Origin of the sequence: Hymenobacter puniceus (assembly GCF_014333525.1) — a bacterium.
Taxonomy (GTDB): domain Bacteria; phylum Bacteroidota; class Bacteroidia; order Cytophagales; family Hymenobacteraceae; genus Hymenobacter.
Genome location: NZ_JACSCX010000003.1, coordinates 1 through 15536 on the forward strand (window position 1 = coordinate 1; position 15536 = coordinate 15536).

Genomic DNA, 15536 nt, shown 5'->3' on the forward strand with positions numbered 1-15536 from the left:
ACAGAGTCGTTAAGCCCCGGAGCGCCTATGGTACTGCCTTCATCGGTGGGAGAGTCGGTCGCCGCCAACCTTACTGTCTTTGTGGCCCGCCCCGGCACGGGGTGTGCGGCCACAGCCGAGCGGCCCCCGGACCGGCCTCCCCTGCGGAGGCCGGCCCGGGGGCCGCTTACCATTTGTAGTTAAGCCAATGGGCAAAGATTATATGGGGGCTTAGTGATTTTCTTATCAGTTACGCCTTCGTCTGCTATTTTACCAATTTAGTCTGTAGATATGCAGCGCAACTCTTTACCGTCATTCTTGAGTTATCTTTAGAAAACTGTATTCACGAATGGGCATTACTTATCCTTGGTTTCTGCTAGGGCTGTTGGGTACAGCCATCCCGATACTGATTCATTTATTTGAGTTAAGGCGCCCTACGCGTGTGCTCTTTACGAATCTGGGCTTTATACGGGAAGTGCAAATTGTGACGGCGCGACAGCGTAAGCTCAGACATCTAGCAGTGCTGTTGGCGCGAATTGGATTCGTGGTTTTTCTGGTGCTGATGTTTACGCAGCCTTTCTTACCGGCGAAAAAAGCATTAGCAGGCTCTGCCCGCGTTAATCCTGCGGTGCTGGTAGATGATTCGCCAAGCATGCAGGCTGCCGGGCAAGGCAATTCCCTTTCCAGTTTCGACAAGGCCATTGATCAAGCGAGAGGGTTGCCAACAGCGTTTCCTGCTACTGCTCGGTTTACCCTGAACAAGGAGTTGAATACCTCGTTAACACCGGCTGCATTTCGCACTGCATTAGACCAACTGAAAATAGACGGTAGGTCTATTGAACTGAATAGGTTGCTACAGCAATATTTCGCTGGAAATACGGTCAAGGCGAAGCAGGTCTTTGTTTTCTCTGACTTCCAGAAATCTGCTTTTACGGCGCGCAGTCTGACTGCGGTTGACTCTACAGCGCAGGTGTTGCTTGTGCCTGTGGGGGGAAGCACGGCCCGTAATGTTTATGTAGACAGTGTGTGGCTGGAAGACGCATTCGTACGGCGCGATGCCGATGTGCTGGTGTACATCCGGCTGCGAAATGGTGGTGCAGAGGCGGTGGAGAATTGTCAGGTGCGCCTGTTTGTCGGCGACCGGCAGGCTGCGGCTTTCAATGCTTCTGTTGGCACTCAGGCACCCACAACGATGACGGTCCGGGTACGCTTGCTTTCCGACCAGGTACAGCGGTGTCGGGTGGAACTGGAAGATTTTCCGGTGGTATTCGACAACACTCATTATTTCACTCTGCAGGCGTCGCCTACTATCCGGGTGCTGGAAGTGAAAGCAAGCGGCCAAGCGTCGGCTTTAGGACAGGTATATGGCAATGAACCATTATTTGCCTTTAACCAGGCAAGCAGTGCCCGTCTGGATTATGCGCAAATAGACAAAGCCAACATACTTCTAGTTCAGGGAGTTGGCCGACTGGAGGCGGCTTTGCGTGAGAGTGTCCGGCGAGTGGTACAGCGGGGCGGCTCTGTGGTAGTGGTGCCACCTGCCGACGTAGCTGGGCGCGCCTCATACGACCAGTTGTTTCGGGAGCTAGGCATAGGGCCAGTGCAATGGGAAGCAACCGGAGCCCGGGCTGCCTCCCGTGAGCTGGCGGTGCCAGACCGGCGTAATCCGTTTTTTCGGGAGGTATTCGGAGCGCAAACTCGGCAGCCGGTGATGCCGCGTGTCGCCCCTGTGCTGCGCTGGTTTCGTTCTGGCACTGACATTATGCGTACGCAGGATGGCGACGGATTTCTGTCGGCTTTCAGTAGTGGCAAAGGAACGGTTTATCTGTTCTCCACTCCTTTTGAAGAGGGCGCAACTAATTTTCCGCAGCACGCTCTGTTTGTACCGGTGATGTACCGACTGGCGATGCAGAGCTTTCGCAACGAGCAGCGCTTGGCATATCGGCTCAACCAGGGAAGTGTAGCAGTAGATCTGGGGGATGCAACTGCGGTATCGCAAGGCGAACAGGTTTACAAGCTGATACAAGATAGCCTGACGTTCATTCCAACTCAGCGAGTTCAGGAAGGACGCCTGCGCTTCGAGGTGCCGGCAGGCATGCAGCAGCCAGGGTTTTACCAGCTGACGCGCAACGGCAAGACCATAGCCCAGCTGGCCTTCAACAACGACAAGCGAGAATCGGAGCTGGCAGCCTACACGGCCGCCGAGCTGCGGCAGCTGATTGGGTTAAACCGACCTAATGTGCAGGTGTATGAAACGGGCCAGGGTACGTCGGTGGCGGCGCTGTATTCGGCTGAGCGGGTAGGAACGCCGCTGTGGCAGTACTGTTTGTGGGCAGCATTGGCCTGTTTGCTGGCCGAAGTGCTTTTGCTACGCTTCATGGGGCGCCCTACGCCGGCTGCGGAGGTGAAAGTAGCCGCCTAAATTGGGCGGCTGCGGCGTATCTTGCCGCTTTCATCTATACTACTCTTGGAAAATACGCCTTCACACGCCAACCCGGTTTTGCGCACAGCTCTGCTTTGCGGCATGGCCGCCGGGTTGCTTTGCATTAGCTGGGTGCTGTTTCTGCACTTCACCCACAACAACCCCTATGGCCTTAAGCGTACGCTTTCCGATTTTTTCACTCCGGTAGCGGCCATTGGCAGCCAGATTGTGCTGCGCCGCTACTACCCGCTGGGGCCGGGCCTGGGCAAGGCCGTGGGCGTAGGCTTGCTGACGACCCTGCTCGCGGCAGCGGTGGCCGCTTCCGGGCTGTATGTATACGCCCAGCTAGCCGACCCCAGCCTGATACAGCAGCATCTAGCTGAAGCCCGGCAGCTGCTGGAGAATGCCAGGCGCCTGTACCTGGAAAATCCCAATGGGCGGCAGCAGTTCGAGGCCACGTTGCAAGGGCTGGCGCATACGCCGGCAGGTTTTGCGCAGGACGAATTCCTGAAGAAACTGCTGTGGGGCATGTTTTTAAGCATACCCGGCGGGATATTCCTGCGGAAATAGAATATTGCATCCTGCATTTTCTTCCTTCCACTTCCCTACGCTCATTCTCATGGAGAACACCACTACTCCCGTCACAACTACTTCGGTTGGCATTCGCTATGGCTTGCTGACAGGTTTGGTATCCATCATTTTCTCTTTTCTTCAGCTAAGTCTCATCGAAGACCCAGAAACACCTCTGCGGTGGCTCAGTTTAGTAATTCTGCTTGTAGGCATTGTGTTAGCCCACAAGCAATTTCGGCAGTTGAATGGCGGCTTTATGTCGTACGGGCAAGGTTTGGGCCTTGGCACCATCGTAACGGCTGTATCGGGTGTGCTGGGAGGGGCTTTTAGCTATATCTATCTCACGTTCATCGACCCCGATTACATGAAGCGCGTCATGGACATTACGCGTACCCGCATGGAAGAGAAAGGGCTGAGCGACGTTCAGATCGATCAGTCCATGGCCATGATGGAAAAGTTTACCGGTGGCGTACTCTCCACTGTATTCGCCGTGTTGGGAGCCCTGATCATTGGCTTTATTGTATCTCTGATTGTTTCAGCCATCACCAAAAACCCCCGACCCGAGTTTGAGTAAGCGCACTTCGCATTCGTTTCCGGTGGAGCTGTCCATCGTTATTCCGTTGCTCAACGAGGCGGAATCGTTGCCGGAGCTGACTCGCTGGATCAACCGCGTGCTGGCCCAGCACGGGCTGACCTACGAAGTGATTCTGGTGGATGATGGCTCCACCGACAACTCCTGGGACGTAATCGAGGAGCTGGCCGAAACCGACACGCATTTGCGCGGCATCCGGTTCAACCGCAACTATGGCAAGTCGGCGGCGCTGAACGTGGGCTTCAAGGAAACCACCGGGCGCGTCATCTGCACCATGGATGCCGACCTGCAGGACTCGCCGGAAGAGCTGCCTGACTTGTACCGCATGATTACGCAGGACGGCTTTGAGTTGGTGAGCGGCTGGAAACGCAAGCGCTTCGATCCGCTGTCCAAAACTATCCCAACCAAGCTGTTCAACGGCGTCACGCGCTGGATTTCGGGCATTCAGCTCCACGACTTCAACTGCGGCCTTAAGGCCTACGACCACCGCGTGGTGCGCAGCATTGAGGTGTACGGCGAAATGCACCGCTATATTCCGGTAATTGCCAAATGGGCGGGTTTCCGCAAGATCGGCGAGAAGGTGGTGCAGCACCAAGAGCGCAAGTACGGCACCACCAAATTCGGGCTGGAGCGGTTCGTGTACGGCTTCCTCGATTTGATGAGCATCACATTCGTGAGCCGGTTTCGGCGGCGGCCCATGCACTTTTTCGGTACGATGGGTACGCTGTCGTTTGTGCTCGGAATGCTGATCACGCTGTGGCTGGTGGGGGAGAAGGTGTACCTGTCGTGGCACAACTTAGTGGCGCGCAACGTCACGGACCAGCCGCTGTTTTTCCTGGCTCTCACGGCAGTGCTGATTGGCGTGGTGCTGTTTCTGACGGGCTTTCTGGCCGAGCTGATCCAGCTGAATGGCCCCAACCGCAACGATTATCTGGTGCGGGACAAGGTAAACCTGAAGTAAGAAAATGAGAACCTGAACGTCATGCTGAGCTTGCCGAAGCATCTCTACCGCTACGTTGTTGAAATTATACAACAGTGAGGCAGTAGAGATGCTTCGGCAAGCTCAGCATGACGTTCTTTATTCTAGTGGAATACTTATGAAAGTCGTCATTATCGGGCCGGCGTATCCGCTGCGGGGCGGGCTGGCTACTTACAACGAGCGGCTGGCACGGGCTTTCCGCGAGGCCGGCGACGATGTGCGGCTCGTGACGTTTGCATTGCAATACCCTGATTTCCTGTTTCCGGGCCAGACCCAATTCAGCACCGAGCCCGGCCCTGCTGATCTGGACATCGAAGTCAGCATCAACTCGGTGAACCCCTGGACGTGGTGGCGCGTGGGACAGCAACTGCGCCGCGAAAAGCCCGATCTGGTGATTTTCCGGTTCTGGCTGCCGTTTATGGGGCCCGCGCTGGGTTCCATTGCCCGCCTCGTGGCCCGCAACCGCCACACCCGCGTGGTGGCCATCACCGACAACGTGGTGCCGCATGAAAAGCGGCCCGGCGACTTGCCGCTCACGCGCTATTTCCTGAGTGCCTGCCACGGCTTCGTGACGATGAGCCGCGCGGTGCTGGCCGATCTGCGCCGTTTGCGCTTCAACCAGCCCGCCCTCTACCGGCCCCACCCGCTCTACGACAACTTCGGCTCGCTCAAGCCCAAACCCGCTGCCGTGCAGGCGCTGGGCCTCGATCCGGCGTTTGGGTACCTGCTGTTTTTCGGCTTTATCCGGGCCTATAAGGGGCTGGACATTCTGCTAGAAGCTTTTTCAGATGCCCGGCTGGCGGCACTGCCTGTCAAGCTCATCATTGCGGGCGAGTACTACGAAGATGCCGCACCCTATGAAGTTCTGATCCGGGAGCACAACCTGGAAAACCGCCTCGTGCGCGCCACCGACTTCATCCCGAACGAGCGGGTAGTGGACTATTTCTGCGCCGCTGACCTTATTGTGCAGCCCTACAAAAACGCCACCCAAAGCGGCGTTTCGCAGATAGCCTACCACTTTGAGCGGCCCATGCTGGTGACGGACGTGGGTGGCCTAGCCGAGCTGATTCCGGACGGCGAAGTGGGCTACGTGGTGCCGCCCCGGCCCCAGGTCATTGCCGACGCGCTGGTGGATTTCTACGAGCACCAGCGCGAGGTGGAATTCACGGCCGGTGTGTGGGCTAAGAAGAAAGAGTTTTCGTGGCAGGAGATGGTGAAAGCACTGAAGGAAGTAGGGCAGAAATAATCAGACAGTCATCCCGAGTAGGCCGTCATGCAGAGCGGAGCATCTCGCCAGTGTAGTAGTTTCATTTACCACACTGGCAAGATGGTTCGCTCCGCTCTGCATAACGGTCTTGCGTTTTGGTTGAACTTCACTACATGCCTATTGGCACGCTAGCCCGCACTGCTTCAAACACCTTTTCCGCCGGTAGGTCTTCCATGCAGCTGGTGCCGAGCTGGCAGGAGCCACGGTAAAAGCACACGCACTGCTTGTCGGGCTGCACCAGCTGGCCACGGCCGTATAGGTCGAATTCGTAGGGGTTGAAGATGTTGTTCATCAGGATGGTGGGCTTGCGCAGCGCGATGCTGATGTGCATAGCCATGGTCACCTGTGTCACGATGCCGTCCATCTGGTGCAGCAGGTTGATGAACTGCGGCAGCGGGAACGTGCCCAGGTAAGCGGTGCCGGTATCGGTGTGCAGGCGGCGGTTGCGGGCGTCTTCGGCCTCGCCGCCCAGCAGCACGGGCGTGTAGCCGGCTTGCTGCAGTTGCGTAATCAGCGAAACCCATTTCTCATCTGACCACAGGCGGGTGGTCCACCGGTCGCCGCAGCCGGTATTCAGGCCGATACGGGGGCGGCCGGTAGGCAGCGCGCTCCAGTTGTACCCTTTGTCGTCGTGGGTATCGAACACGTACTCCTCACCCCGGAAATCGAAGCCGCACAGCTCGAATATTTCCTGCACGTAGGGTTTCTGGTTCTGCAGGCTGAGCTCGTCGAACACGCCGGTCAGGAACTTGTGGTTGGCCTGCTCATTGTGCGGCCACGGCACGCCGTCATGCTCGCGCAGGGTGTAGCCGAACTTGGTGCCGGCCTCCACTTTCAGCAGCAGCGCGCAGGCCTCCTTCTCTTTGTCGAGGTTGATGGCAATGTCGAAGCGCCGCGCCATCAGCTGCAAGGCGCTGGCGAAATCGAACTTCAGAATCTCGTCTACCTCCTGTTGGGGCAGGATGGCAGGCGTGAGCGTGAGCCAGGTGATGTAGCAGCCCGGATACTCCTGCCGCAGCCGCCGCAGCAGCGGCGTCGTGCGGATAACGTCGCCGATGGCACCCAGCTTAATGAGCAGAATACGCTGCTGCGCGGGCGAGTACACAGGGCAGCCCTGACACACGTAGCCGTGCGTTTTGTTGGGGCGGCACGGAATGTCACCGCGAAAGTGGCGGCAGTCAGCGTGGACGGTGATGCCGTTCAGGTCGGGCATGGGTAAGCGGAGAAGAGGTAAACTGAAAGTAGCAGGCCTGCATCAAACGCTGCGTATTTCAAATGATGCAGCAACAGCAGCTGGCGGCAACCGAACGACTACTGCCGTGGGACCGGGGCAGCGGCTTACGGCCTCGATGAAGTTGCCTTAAATGCCTACATAATTGTGCGGCGTGATGCCGCGCAGCTCTGCTTTCACTGCCTCACCAACTTCCAGTGTCTCAATGAACTCCCGGATGGTCTGCTCGGTGGTGGAGCCGTGGGTGCGCGTGAGGGCTTTGAGGGCGTTGTAAGGGTCGGGGTAGGCTTCGCGGCGCAGAATGGTCTGGATGGCTTCGGCCACCACGGGCCAGCTGGCATCCAGGTCGCGGGCAAGGGCGGCTTCGTCGAGGGCCAGCTTACCGAGGCCGCGCTGCAGGGCTGTGAGGGCAATAAGCGTGTGGCCCAGCGGTACACCCAGGTTGCGCAGCACCGTGGAGTCGGTCAGGTCGCGCTGCAGGCGGCTGATGGGCAGCTTGGCGGCCAGGTGCTCCAGCAGGGCGTTGGCGAGGCCCAGGTTGCCCTCGGCGTTTTCAAAGTCGATGGGGTTCACCTTATGCGGCATGGCCGACGAGCCTACTTCGCCGGCCTTGATGGTCTGGCGGAAGTAGCCCAGCGAAATGTACTGCCATACGTCGCGGGCCAGGTCAATGAGGATGGTGTTGAGCCGCTTGAGGGCGTCGCAGAGGGCAGCCAGGTGGTCATAATGCTCGATTTGAGTGGTAGGGAAGGAGCGGTGCAGCCCCAGCCGGTTGTTGACGAACACCTCCCCAAACTGGTGCCAGTCGACTTGCGGATACGCCACGTGGTGGGCGTTGAAGTTGCCGGTGGCGCCCCCAAACTTGGCCCCAAACGGCACCTGGCCCAGCAGCGCCACCTGGGCATCCAGCCGGGCCACAAACACCTGCACTTCCTTGCCCAGGCGCGTGGGCGAAGCCGGCTGACCGTGGGTGCGGGCCAGCATCGGCACGGCGTCCCATTCGGTGGCGCGGGCGGCCAGGGCGTTGCGCACCTGCGCGTAGACAGGCAGCAGCGTGTTGATGAGGCCGTGCTGCAAGCTCAGCGGAATGGCCGTGTTGTTGATGTCCTGCGAGGTCAGGCCGAAGTGAATGAACTCTAGGTAGGCCTCCAGACCGAGGGCCGTAAACTTGTCGCGCAGGAAATACTCCACGGCCTTCACGTCGTGGTTGGTGGTCTGCTCATAGGACTTTACCGCGTCGGCATCAGCCAATGAGAAGCTGGCGTAGAGGCCGCGCAGTTCCGGAAAAAGGGCGGCATCCACGTCCTGCAGCTGTGGCAGCGGCAGCTCACACAGCGCAATGAAATATTCCACCTCTACTAGCACCCGGTAGCGAATCAGCGCCAGCTCCGAAAAATAGGGGGCCAGTGGGGCCGTAGTGCGCCGGTAGCGCCCATCAAGGGGCGAAACGGCAGTGAGCGAAGTGAGGGCAGCGTAGTCGGCAGCAGCATTCATGCGTAGAAGGGGTTGGCCAGAATAGGCCAAAGGTAGCGAAGCCCCCGCGGGCCGGAAACGGGCGAGGCCCTTTTTCCCTACCTTTGTGTTCTGATCGGCGGCGGGTTCGGCACGAATCTGGCATGCCCCGCCCGCGACTTACTTTCCTCTCGACTCGCTCGCGTGACTCCAGCAACCAAGAAAAAAATAGCCATCGGCCTGGGCATTGTGGTGGCCTTGCTGGCCATCGGCCTCACGGTATTCCTGCTTAAGCGCCAGCAGCTGCTGGATTATGCCATCGGGCAGGCTACGGCCAAGGTAGAGCGCAAATACCCCGTAACGCTTGCGCTGGGCCCGGCACGGTTCACCGATCTGAATACTGTGCAGATTGCCGGCATGAGTCTGGTGCCCAAAGCCGCGCCCACCGATACGCTGCTGCAGGCCCGTCTGCTGACGGTGTCGTTGAGTGTGCGCAGCTTGTTTGCTGGCCGCCCGGTGTTCAGCAATCTGGAAATCAGCGACGCCCGCTTTACGGCCCGCAAAACCCGCGCCGGCCAGGACAACTACTCGTTTCTGTACCGCAAAAAAGGCGTGCAGCCCGTAGCGCCGCGCGACACCACACAGGGCGTCAACTACGGTTTGCTGGCCAACCAGCTGTTGGAAGCCGGCTTTGATAACATGCCCGGCGAGGCTGATTTTCAGAACTTTCTGGTCACTTACGACAGCCCGCGCCACCGGGCCCGGATTACGATGCCGCGCCTCTCCATTGAAGACGGCGACATTCAGGGCCAGCTTACGGCCGTTATTGATTCGGTGGAAAACCGCGTGGGCGTGCAGGGCCACATCGAGCCCGGCGACTACTCTTTGCAGGCCGAGGTATTTGGCCTGGAACGCCGCCCCGTGACGCTGCCCTACGTGCAGCGCCGCTACGGGGCTCGTGTGCAGTTTGATACACTGCGTTTCAGCGTTGCCGACAAAGATCTGGACGACGACCAACTGACGGTGCGCGGCACAGCCTCGGCCGCCAACTTCATCGTGAATCACCCGAAGCTCTCCGACCGGGACGTGCGTTTCCCGCGCGGCGGCATCGACTTTGTGGCCACGCTGGGACAGGCCTATGCGGCGTTGGAAAAGGGGACCAAGGTCACGCTCAACCGTATGGAATTCTTCCCTACGCTGAGCGTGCGCAAGCTGCCGCTCAACCAGCGTGTGGTGGGCAAGATGATTAATGGGGTGCGCAACCGCCGTGAGCTGCTGGCCGGCTTGCAGGTGAAGGCTGATATTGAGTCAGCCGAAACGCCGGCCAACACGTTCTTCGCTGCGCTGCCCGAGGGCATGTTTAATACGCTGGAAGGCATGCAGGGCCGTGGCACGTTGCAGTACCGCATGCACCTGGACCTGGATATGAACCAGGTTGACAGCCTGGAATTCAGCTCCAGCCTCACTCCTAAAGGATTCGGCATCACGCGCATGGGTCGCGAAGACCTCAATCAGCTTAATCAGGCTTTTCGCTACACCGCCTACAACGACAAGGGCGACTCCATCAAGACATTCAGGGTAGGCCCCATCAACCCGGATTTTGTGCCTTATAGCGAAGTGTCGGACTACCTGAAGTTGGCTATCATGACGGCCGAGGACCCGCGCTTTTTGTCGCACAAGGGCTTTATGGAAAAGGCTTTTGTGAAGTCGGCCATTCAGAATATCAAGGAAAAGCGGTTTGCCCGGGGCGGCAGCACCATTTCGATGCAGCTGGTGAAAAACGTGTTTCTCACCCGGCAAAAGACCGTGACCCGCAAGATTGAGGAAGCCCTGATTGTGTGGCTGCTGGAAAACACGCGCCTCGTCTCAAAAGAGCGCATGTTTGAGGTATACCTCAATATCATTGAGTGGGGGCCGAAGATTTATGGCGTAAAAGAAGCCGCCGAGTTCTATTACGCCAAAAACCCGTCACAGCTCAATCTGTCGGAAAGCCTGTACATGGCCAGCATTATTCCGCGCCCGAAACGCTACCAGATGTCGTTCAACCAGTACGGGGAGATGCGCAGTGCCGCACGCTACTTTCACCGGCTCATTGCCGACCTGATGTTGCAGAAAGGGTTGATATCAGAAGGTGCCCGCAGTACGCTCAGCTACAACCTCAGCTTCCCGGGCCGGGCGCATGGCTCTATCTTCCGTGCCGTGCGCGACACAGTGCGCGTCACGCAGCCCTCCGATTCAACTCAGTTTGAGCCTCTCAACCTGATTGATCTGCTGGGTGGGGCTGCTGCTCCCGATGAGGGCATCAATACAACCGTTCCGGCGCCGCCGGAAGGCACTCCGGTGCCTAAGCCGTAAGCTCAAAGTTAAGTGCCGCAAAAGGCCGTTGTGCATCCTGCACAACGGCCTTTTCAATGGTAAAACAGGCTACGGCGGTGTCAGGCTGGATCTTGCTGCGGCTTAGGCCACAGCAGCGACGCCGCCACGGAAAGCACCAGAATGCCACCTACCACGCCCAGCGAAATACCCATCGGAATGTGGTATAGCTCGGAAAGCAGCAGCTTGGCCCCAATGAAGACCAGAATCAGCGAGAGGCCATACTGCAGGTAATGGAATAGCCGCATCAGCCCCTCCAGGGCGAAATACAACGCCCGCAGCCCCAGTAGCGCAAACACATTGCTGGTATACACAATGAACGTGTCGCGCGAAACGGCCAGGATGGCCGGAATAGAGTCGGCCGCAAATACCACGTCGGTGGTTTCTACCATCACCAGCACCACCAGTAGCGGCGTGGCAAACAGCTTACCATCCAGCCGAATCAGGAACCGGTCGTCGTGCAGGCGGCTGGTAATGGGCAGATGGCGGCTCAGGAAGCGGACTACCGGATTGCTGTCAGGGTCAATTTCGGGCTCCCCGGCATTGGTGGCCATCTTCACGCCGGTGTACACCAGGAACGCGCCCAGCACATACAGCAAGAAATGAAACTTGGCCAGCAGCGCAGCTCCTACCAGAATAAAAATAGCCCGCAGTACCAGCGCCCCTAGAATTCCCCAGAACAGAATCTTGTGCTGATATTGCGCTGGAACTTTGAAATAGCTGAATATCAGCAGAAACACAAACAGGTTGTCGACGCTCAGCGACTTTTCAATCAGGTAGCCGGTCAGGAACTCCAGCCCCGCCTGCTGGCCCATGAAGTGGTAGACCAGGTAGTTGAACGTGAGCGACAGTGCAATCCAGAAGGCACTCCAGCCCAAGGCTTCGCGCATGCGCACCACGTGGGCCCGGCGGTTGAACACCAGCAGATCGAGCAGCAGCATGGCCAGCACAAAAGCATTGAAGGCCACCCAGAACAAGGGAGTAATTTCCATAGGTAGCGCCACTAAGTGCCCAGGAAACCAAACGATGCAGCGGGCAGCTGCAGCTACGCTTACCGGGTTTCGGGAGCCGGGGTTGCACTGCCGGCCGAAACGGTGGCCTGCGGCGGTAGTGGTTTGAAGCGCCGGAACCAGCTGCTGACCTTCATTTTGATGACGCCCAGAAAAGCTTCCTGCACAATACCTTTGCTCATTTTAGAAGAGCCACGGGTGCGGTCGGTGAAGATGATGGGCACCTCCTTGATGCGGAAGCCATATTTGTAGGCCAGCCACTTCATCTCAATCTGGAAGGCATAGCCCACAAACCGAATCCGGTCGAGTTCAATAGCGCGCAGCACGCGGGCCGTGTAGCACTTAAATCCCGCCGTGGCGTCGCGGATGGGCATGCCCGTAATGAAGCGCACATACGCCGAAGCAAAATACGACATCAGCACCCGGTCCATCGGCCAGTTGACCACGTTCACACCCTGGATGTAGCGCGAGCCGATGGCCAGATCGTAGCCGTCGCGGGCACAGGCGTCGTAGAGGCGCACCAAGTCATCGGGGTTATGAGAAAAGTCGGCGTCCATCTCGAATACGTACTGGTAGCCGCGCTCCAATGCCCACCGAAAGCCATGAATGTAGGCCGTGCCAAGCCCCAGCTTACCGCTGCGCTCTTCCAGAAACAACCGGTTCGGAAACTCAAGCATCAGCTCGCGCACAATGGCTGCCGTGCCATCGGGCGAGCCATCATCGATGATGAGCACATCGAATTCCTTGGGCAGCGAAAAAACCTTGCGAAGGATAAGCTCCGCATTTTCCCGCTCATTATAGGTTGGTATCAGGACAAGCCCGTCATTCATCAGACAAAGATAGAGGGGTTTTTGATGCGCCCGTCCGGCAATATGCAGAAACTGCAGAAGAGGAAAAAGCCTCCTGGAAGCTCGCTGATAACCTCGTTTACGCGATAAGCTGCCCTGCTGCTGACTCTGGCTGCGCAACAAGCTGAACAGCAATTTGTCGGGCATGCCGGATGCAGTCTGGCACGCCCACGCCGCCGCGCCAATTAGCTACGCTCCAGATTGCCTGGTTTTGCAGCTTATCGGCCGCGGTGTGCGCAGCCACAATACGGGAGTCGAACTGCGGGATGGCACGCTCCCAATAGTACCGGAACTGCCACACAGGTTGCGCACCTTCCCGGATTTCGTAGAGTTTAGACAGTTCGGCGTGTACGGCTGCTTTCTGCACGGCTTCGGGCTGGCGTGCGTGCTCCTCATACTGCGTACCGCCTACAAACGTGGTGAACAGCACTTGGTCGGCCGGGGCGCGGTTCGGGAAAATAGCACTGGTCCAGATGGTGCCGGCCGCGTAGGGTTGCTCAACTTTGGGACTGAGGGCGCCAAATCCATTGAGTGGATGACGCACATCAGCACGCTGATAGGCTGTGTAGATGGCCGCCATAGGTGGGTAGTGGACCGCCGCCAGCGCCGCCGCTTCTGCCGGAAACAACGGCTGCAGCAGGGGCGCAGCAGCGTAGGTAGGCAGGGCCAGTACAAGTGCCGCGTACTGACGCTCCGGGCCCGCAGCCGTTTGCACTTGGTAGCGGCCATCGGGGAGGCGGTGCAGGGCCTGCACGGGTTGGCCTGCGTGGAGGTGCGTGAGGCGGGCCGCCAATGCGTTGGTGAGAGTTTGGAGGCCGCCTTCCAGCGAAATGATGCGGCGCCGGCCTGCGCCGCCGCCGGCCTTGGCCAGCCCGCGCAGCACTGAGCCGTGCTGCTGCTCCAGCGCCGCCACCTTACCAAAAGTTTTGTGAATAAGCAGCTGCTCCGGGTCGCCGGCGTAGATTCCCGAAATAAACGGGTTGACAGCGTAGTCCACTAACTCGGGCCCGAAGCGGCGGCGAAAAAAGTTGGCTACTGTTTCCTGCGGGTTAGGCGCCGCGGCTGGGCGCAGCAGTTCACGCAGCAAACTAAACCGAGCTTTAAGGCTGAAAAAGCTGCTGGTGAGCAGTGCTGGTGGCGAGCCGGGCAGTTCCTGAATGCGGCCGTCGCGCAGTACATAGCGGTGCTTGCTGACGTCGGCGGCATCCCGGATGCTGCCGGTGAGGTCGAGCTCAGCAAGTAGTTCTTGTAGCTCGTCGCTGAGCTGCAACGAGTTGGGGCCGGTTTCGAGGAGGTAGCCGGCCGGGTGGTGCAGGGTGCGCAAACAGCCACCGGGCGTGGCTTCGGATTCAAACAGGTCGTAGGCAATACCCGCTTTCTGCAGTTGCCAAGCCAGCGTCAGCCCCGAAATTCCGCCTCCAAGAATAGCAATGGACATGGGGTGTAGGTGATGGAAGTTAGAGGAAGTGATAACGCGACAGGAGATAAGCAATGCTGTAACACGCAACAAAGGTAACAGTCACAAATAAGGTGACTCAGGCTGGCGCCCCGCTACCTTTGTCACCTTTTACCTCTGACCTCTCACCTCACCCCGTATGAGCAACAAAGCTGTTTTTCTGGACCGCGACGGAGTTTTGAACCAGGAAATAGGAAACTACGTCTGGCACCCCGAGCAGTTTGTGGTGCTGCCAGGCGTGCCGGAAAGTTTGGCCCGCCTTAAGGCCGCTGGCTATATTCTTATAGTCGTGACCAACCAGGCTGGTATTGCCAAGGGGCTTTACACCGCCGCCGACGTGCGGGCCTGCCACCAGAAACTGCAACAGGCCTGCCACGGCGCGCTCGATGCGCTGTACTTTGCGCCGGGCCATCCCAGCGTGTCGGAGTCACTCAGGCGCAAACCCGATTCGCTGATGCTGGAGCAGGCAATGGCGCGCTTCCACTTAGATGCCGCCCGGTGCTGGCTGGTCGGCGACCGGCTGCGCGACATGCAGGCGGGCGCCAAAGTGGGCGTGCGTGGTATTCTGGTAGGAGCAGAGGAAGCCGCCGTTTTCCAGCCTCGCGTGCCTGATCTGGCCGCCGCCGCCGACCTGATATTGCACGAGGCATAAGGTATGCGCGCAAAAATCAGCGGTTAATCCTGCACATCCTACGTGTATTATTTCAACAAAAAACCGTCCCTTGCTTCTGCTAAAGAAGCAAGGGACGGTTTATGTGAATGGGGAAACGGTTACTGCCCAGACGTGGTAACGGCAGTGTTGGCCATAACGGGAGCCGCCGTTTGGGGGGCGGGCTTGGCAGCGGAGTAGGCAGGGCATTTGGTACGGCACGAGCCTAGCGCAGCCACACCAACCATGGCGAAAATCAAAACTTTCTTCATGTTATCATACAATAAAAAGCAGGCTTTATATCCGTAACCTGCTAACTGCGAAAATCTTCCAGTATATAACGGAGCAGTTCTCTTTAAATTGTGCAGAATAGGTTTTTGCAAGAATTACTCTAAAAGGCAACAAAAAGCCCGCTGCTGCCTAGGGCAGTAGCGGGCTTTGCAGGGCTGATAAGGCTACGGAAATCTACTGGCGTGCAGCAGGCACTTCCACCGACGAAGCCATAATTGGCGACGATACACGGTTGGCGGCCTTGGTGCTGGAGTAAGCAGGGCACTTTTCCTTGTTGCAGGCACTCAACCCCAGAACGGCCACAGCGGCTAGCAGGAAGAACTTTTTCATTATCGTGGCAGAAAGTAAACGGATTAAGAAACAGAAGCTAACACCAAAAATAGGACTTTCGCGGGTGCCTTCCAACCTGTTCGCCTA

Annotated in this window: 14 protein-coding genes; 8 read left to right on the forward strand and 6 right to left on the reverse strand. The window is 58.2% G+C overall.

Features of this window, described 5'->3' with window-relative positions:
- The 6 genes from H8B14_RS20875 to H8B14_RS08750 form a co-directional block, all read left to right on the forward strand.
- Nucleotides 1-183, forward strand: a 183-nt coding sequence (locus tag H8B14_RS20875) for a hypothetical protein (RefSeq protein WP_222840575.1), incomplete at its 5' end; no start/stop codon positions are given.
- 145 nt (nucleotides 184-328) lie between these two features.
- Entirely contained in the window at nucleotides 329-2401 is a 2073-nt protein-coding gene (locus tag H8B14_RS08730) for a BatA domain-containing protein (protein ID WP_187315258.1), read from the forward strand.
- A 45-nt stretch (nucleotides 2402-2446) separates the two neighbouring features.
- Nucleotides 2447-2971: a DUF4199 domain-containing protein gene (locus H8B14_RS08735; RefSeq protein WP_187315259.1), complete on the forward strand. Its 525-nt coding sequence runs from the start codon at nucleotides 2447-2449 to the stop codon at nucleotides 2969-2971.
- Nucleotides 2972-3020: 49 nt separating this feature from the next.
- Nucleotides 3021-3545 carry a DUF4199 domain-containing protein gene (locus H8B14_RS08740; RefSeq protein WP_187315260.1) on the forward strand — a complete coding sequence of 175 codons (525 nt, stop codon included), beginning with the start codon at nucleotides 3021-3023 and terminating at the stop codon, nucleotides 3543-3545.
- Entirely contained in the window at nucleotides 3538-4524 is a 987-nt protein-coding gene (locus H8B14_RS08745; RefSeq protein WP_187315261.1) for a glycosyltransferase family 2 protein, read from the forward strand. The genes H8B14_RS08740 and H8B14_RS08745 overlap by 8 nt, the downstream gene beginning before the upstream one ends.
- Before the next feature lie 136 nt (nucleotides 4525-4660).
- Nucleotides 4661-5788 carry a glycosyltransferase gene (locus tag H8B14_RS08750; RefSeq protein ID WP_187315262.1) on the forward strand — a complete coding sequence of 376 codons (1128 nt, stop codon included), beginning with the start codon at nucleotides 4661-4663 and terminating at the stop codon, nucleotides 5786-5788.
- A gap of 130 nt (nucleotides 5789-5918) precedes the next feature.
- On the opposite strand, the gene H8B14_RS08755 is transcribed toward H8B14_RS08750, so the two are convergent.
- Nucleotides 5919-7022 carry a glycosyltransferase family 9 protein gene (locus tag H8B14_RS08755; protein ID WP_187315263.1) on the reverse strand — a complete coding sequence of 368 codons (1104 nt, stop codon included), beginning with the start codon at nucleotides 7020-7022 and terminating at the stop codon, nucleotides 5919-5921.
- A 147-nt stretch (nucleotides 7023-7169) separates the two neighbouring features.
- On the reverse strand, nucleotides 7170-8534 hold the full coding sequence (gene purB, locus H8B14_RS08760; RefSeq protein ID WP_187315264.1) for an adenylosuccinate lyase: 1365 nt from the start codon (nucleotides 8532-8534) through the stop codon (nucleotides 7170-7172).
- 162 nt (nucleotides 8535-8696) lie between these two features.
- On the opposite strand from purB, the gene H8B14_RS21300 reads away from it, so the two are divergent.
- The gene (locus tag H8B14_RS21300) at nucleotides 8697-10847 is read left to right on the forward strand and encodes a transglycosylase domain-containing protein (protein WP_187315265.1); all 2151 of its coding nucleotides are present in this window, start codon (nucleotides 8697-8699) and stop codon (nucleotides 10845-10847) included.
- Between the two features lie 80 nt (nucleotides 10848-10927).
- On the opposite strand, the gene H8B14_RS08770 is transcribed toward H8B14_RS21300, so the two are convergent.
- The 3 genes from H8B14_RS08770 to hemG form a co-directional block, all read right to left on the reverse strand.
- Nucleotides 10928-11857, reverse strand: coding sequence for a TerC family protein (locus H8B14_RS08770; RefSeq protein ID WP_187315266.1), 930 nt, complete (start codon nucleotides 11855-11857; stop codon nucleotides 10928-10930).
- 59 nt (nucleotides 11858-11916) lie between these two features.
- Nucleotides 11917-12705 carry a polyprenol monophosphomannose synthase gene (locus H8B14_RS08775; protein WP_187315267.1) on the reverse strand — a complete coding sequence of 263 codons (789 nt, stop codon included), beginning with the start codon at nucleotides 12703-12705 and terminating at the stop codon, nucleotides 11917-11919.
- 97 nt (nucleotides 12706-12802) lie between these two features.
- Nucleotides 12803-14161 carry a protoporphyrinogen oxidase gene (gene hemG, locus H8B14_RS08780; RefSeq protein WP_187315268.1) on the reverse strand — a complete coding sequence of 453 codons (1359 nt, stop codon included), beginning with the start codon at nucleotides 14159-14161 and terminating at the stop codon, nucleotides 12803-12805.
- A gap of 157 nt (nucleotides 14162-14318) precedes the next feature.
- Between hemG and H8B14_RS08785 the strand changes: the two genes are divergently transcribed.
- Complete coding sequence (locus tag H8B14_RS08785) at nucleotides 14319-14831, forward strand: D-glycero-alpha-D-manno-heptose-1,7-bisphosphate 7-phosphatase (RefSeq protein ID WP_187315269.1); 513 nt, start codon at nucleotides 14319-14321, stop codon at nucleotides 14829-14831.
- Nucleotides 14832-15293: 462 nt separating this feature from the next.
- Here H8B14_RS08785 and H8B14_RS08790 read toward each other — a convergent pair whose 3' ends face one another.
- Entirely contained in the window at nucleotides 15294-15449 is a 156-nt protein-coding gene (locus H8B14_RS08790) for a lipoprotein (protein WP_187315270.1), read from the reverse strand.
- Nucleotides 15450-15536: the final 87 nt, after the last annotated feature.

Excerpts from the sequence above, each read along its gene's own strand:
- H8B14_RS08730 (WP_187315258.1), top strand. The coding sequence starts at position 329 with ATGGGCATTACTTATCCTTGGTTTCTGCTAGGGCTGTTGGGTACAGCC.
- H8B14_RS08740 (WP_187315260.1), top strand. The coding sequence starts at position 3,021 with ATGGAGAACACCACTACTCCCGTCACAACTACTTCGGTTGGCATTCGC.
- H8B14_RS08750 (WP_187315262.1), top strand. The coding sequence starts at position 4,661 with ATGAAAGTCGTCATTATCGGGCCGGCGTATCCGCTGCGGGGCGGGCTG.
- H8B14_RS08755 (WP_187315263.1), bottom strand. The coding sequence starts at position 7,022 with ATGCCCGACCTGAACGGCATCACCGTCCACGCTGACTGCCGCCACTTT.
- purB (WP_187315264.1), bottom strand. The coding sequence starts at position 8,534 with ATGAATGCTGCTGCCGACTACGCTGCCCTCACTTCGCTCACTGCCGTT.
- H8B14_RS08770 (WP_187315266.1), bottom strand. The coding sequence starts at position 11,857 with ATGGAAATTACTCCCTTGTTCTGGGTGGCCTTCAATGCTTTTGTGCTG.
- H8B14_RS08775 (WP_187315267.1), bottom strand. The coding sequence starts at position 12,705 with ATGAATGACGGGCTTGTCCTGATACCAACCTATAATGAGCGGGAAAAT.
- hemG (WP_187315268.1), bottom strand. The coding sequence starts at position 14,161 with ATGTCCATTGCTATTCTTGGAGGCGGAATTTCGGGGCTGACGCTGGCT.
- H8B14_RS08785 (WP_187315269.1), top strand. The coding sequence starts at position 14,319 with ATGAGCAACAAAGCTGTTTTTCTGGACCGCGACGGAGTTTTGAACCAG.
- H8B14_RS08790 (WP_187315270.1), bottom strand. The coding sequence starts at position 15,449 with ATGAAAAAGTTCTTCCTGCTAGCCGCTGTGGCCGTTCTGGGGTTGAGT.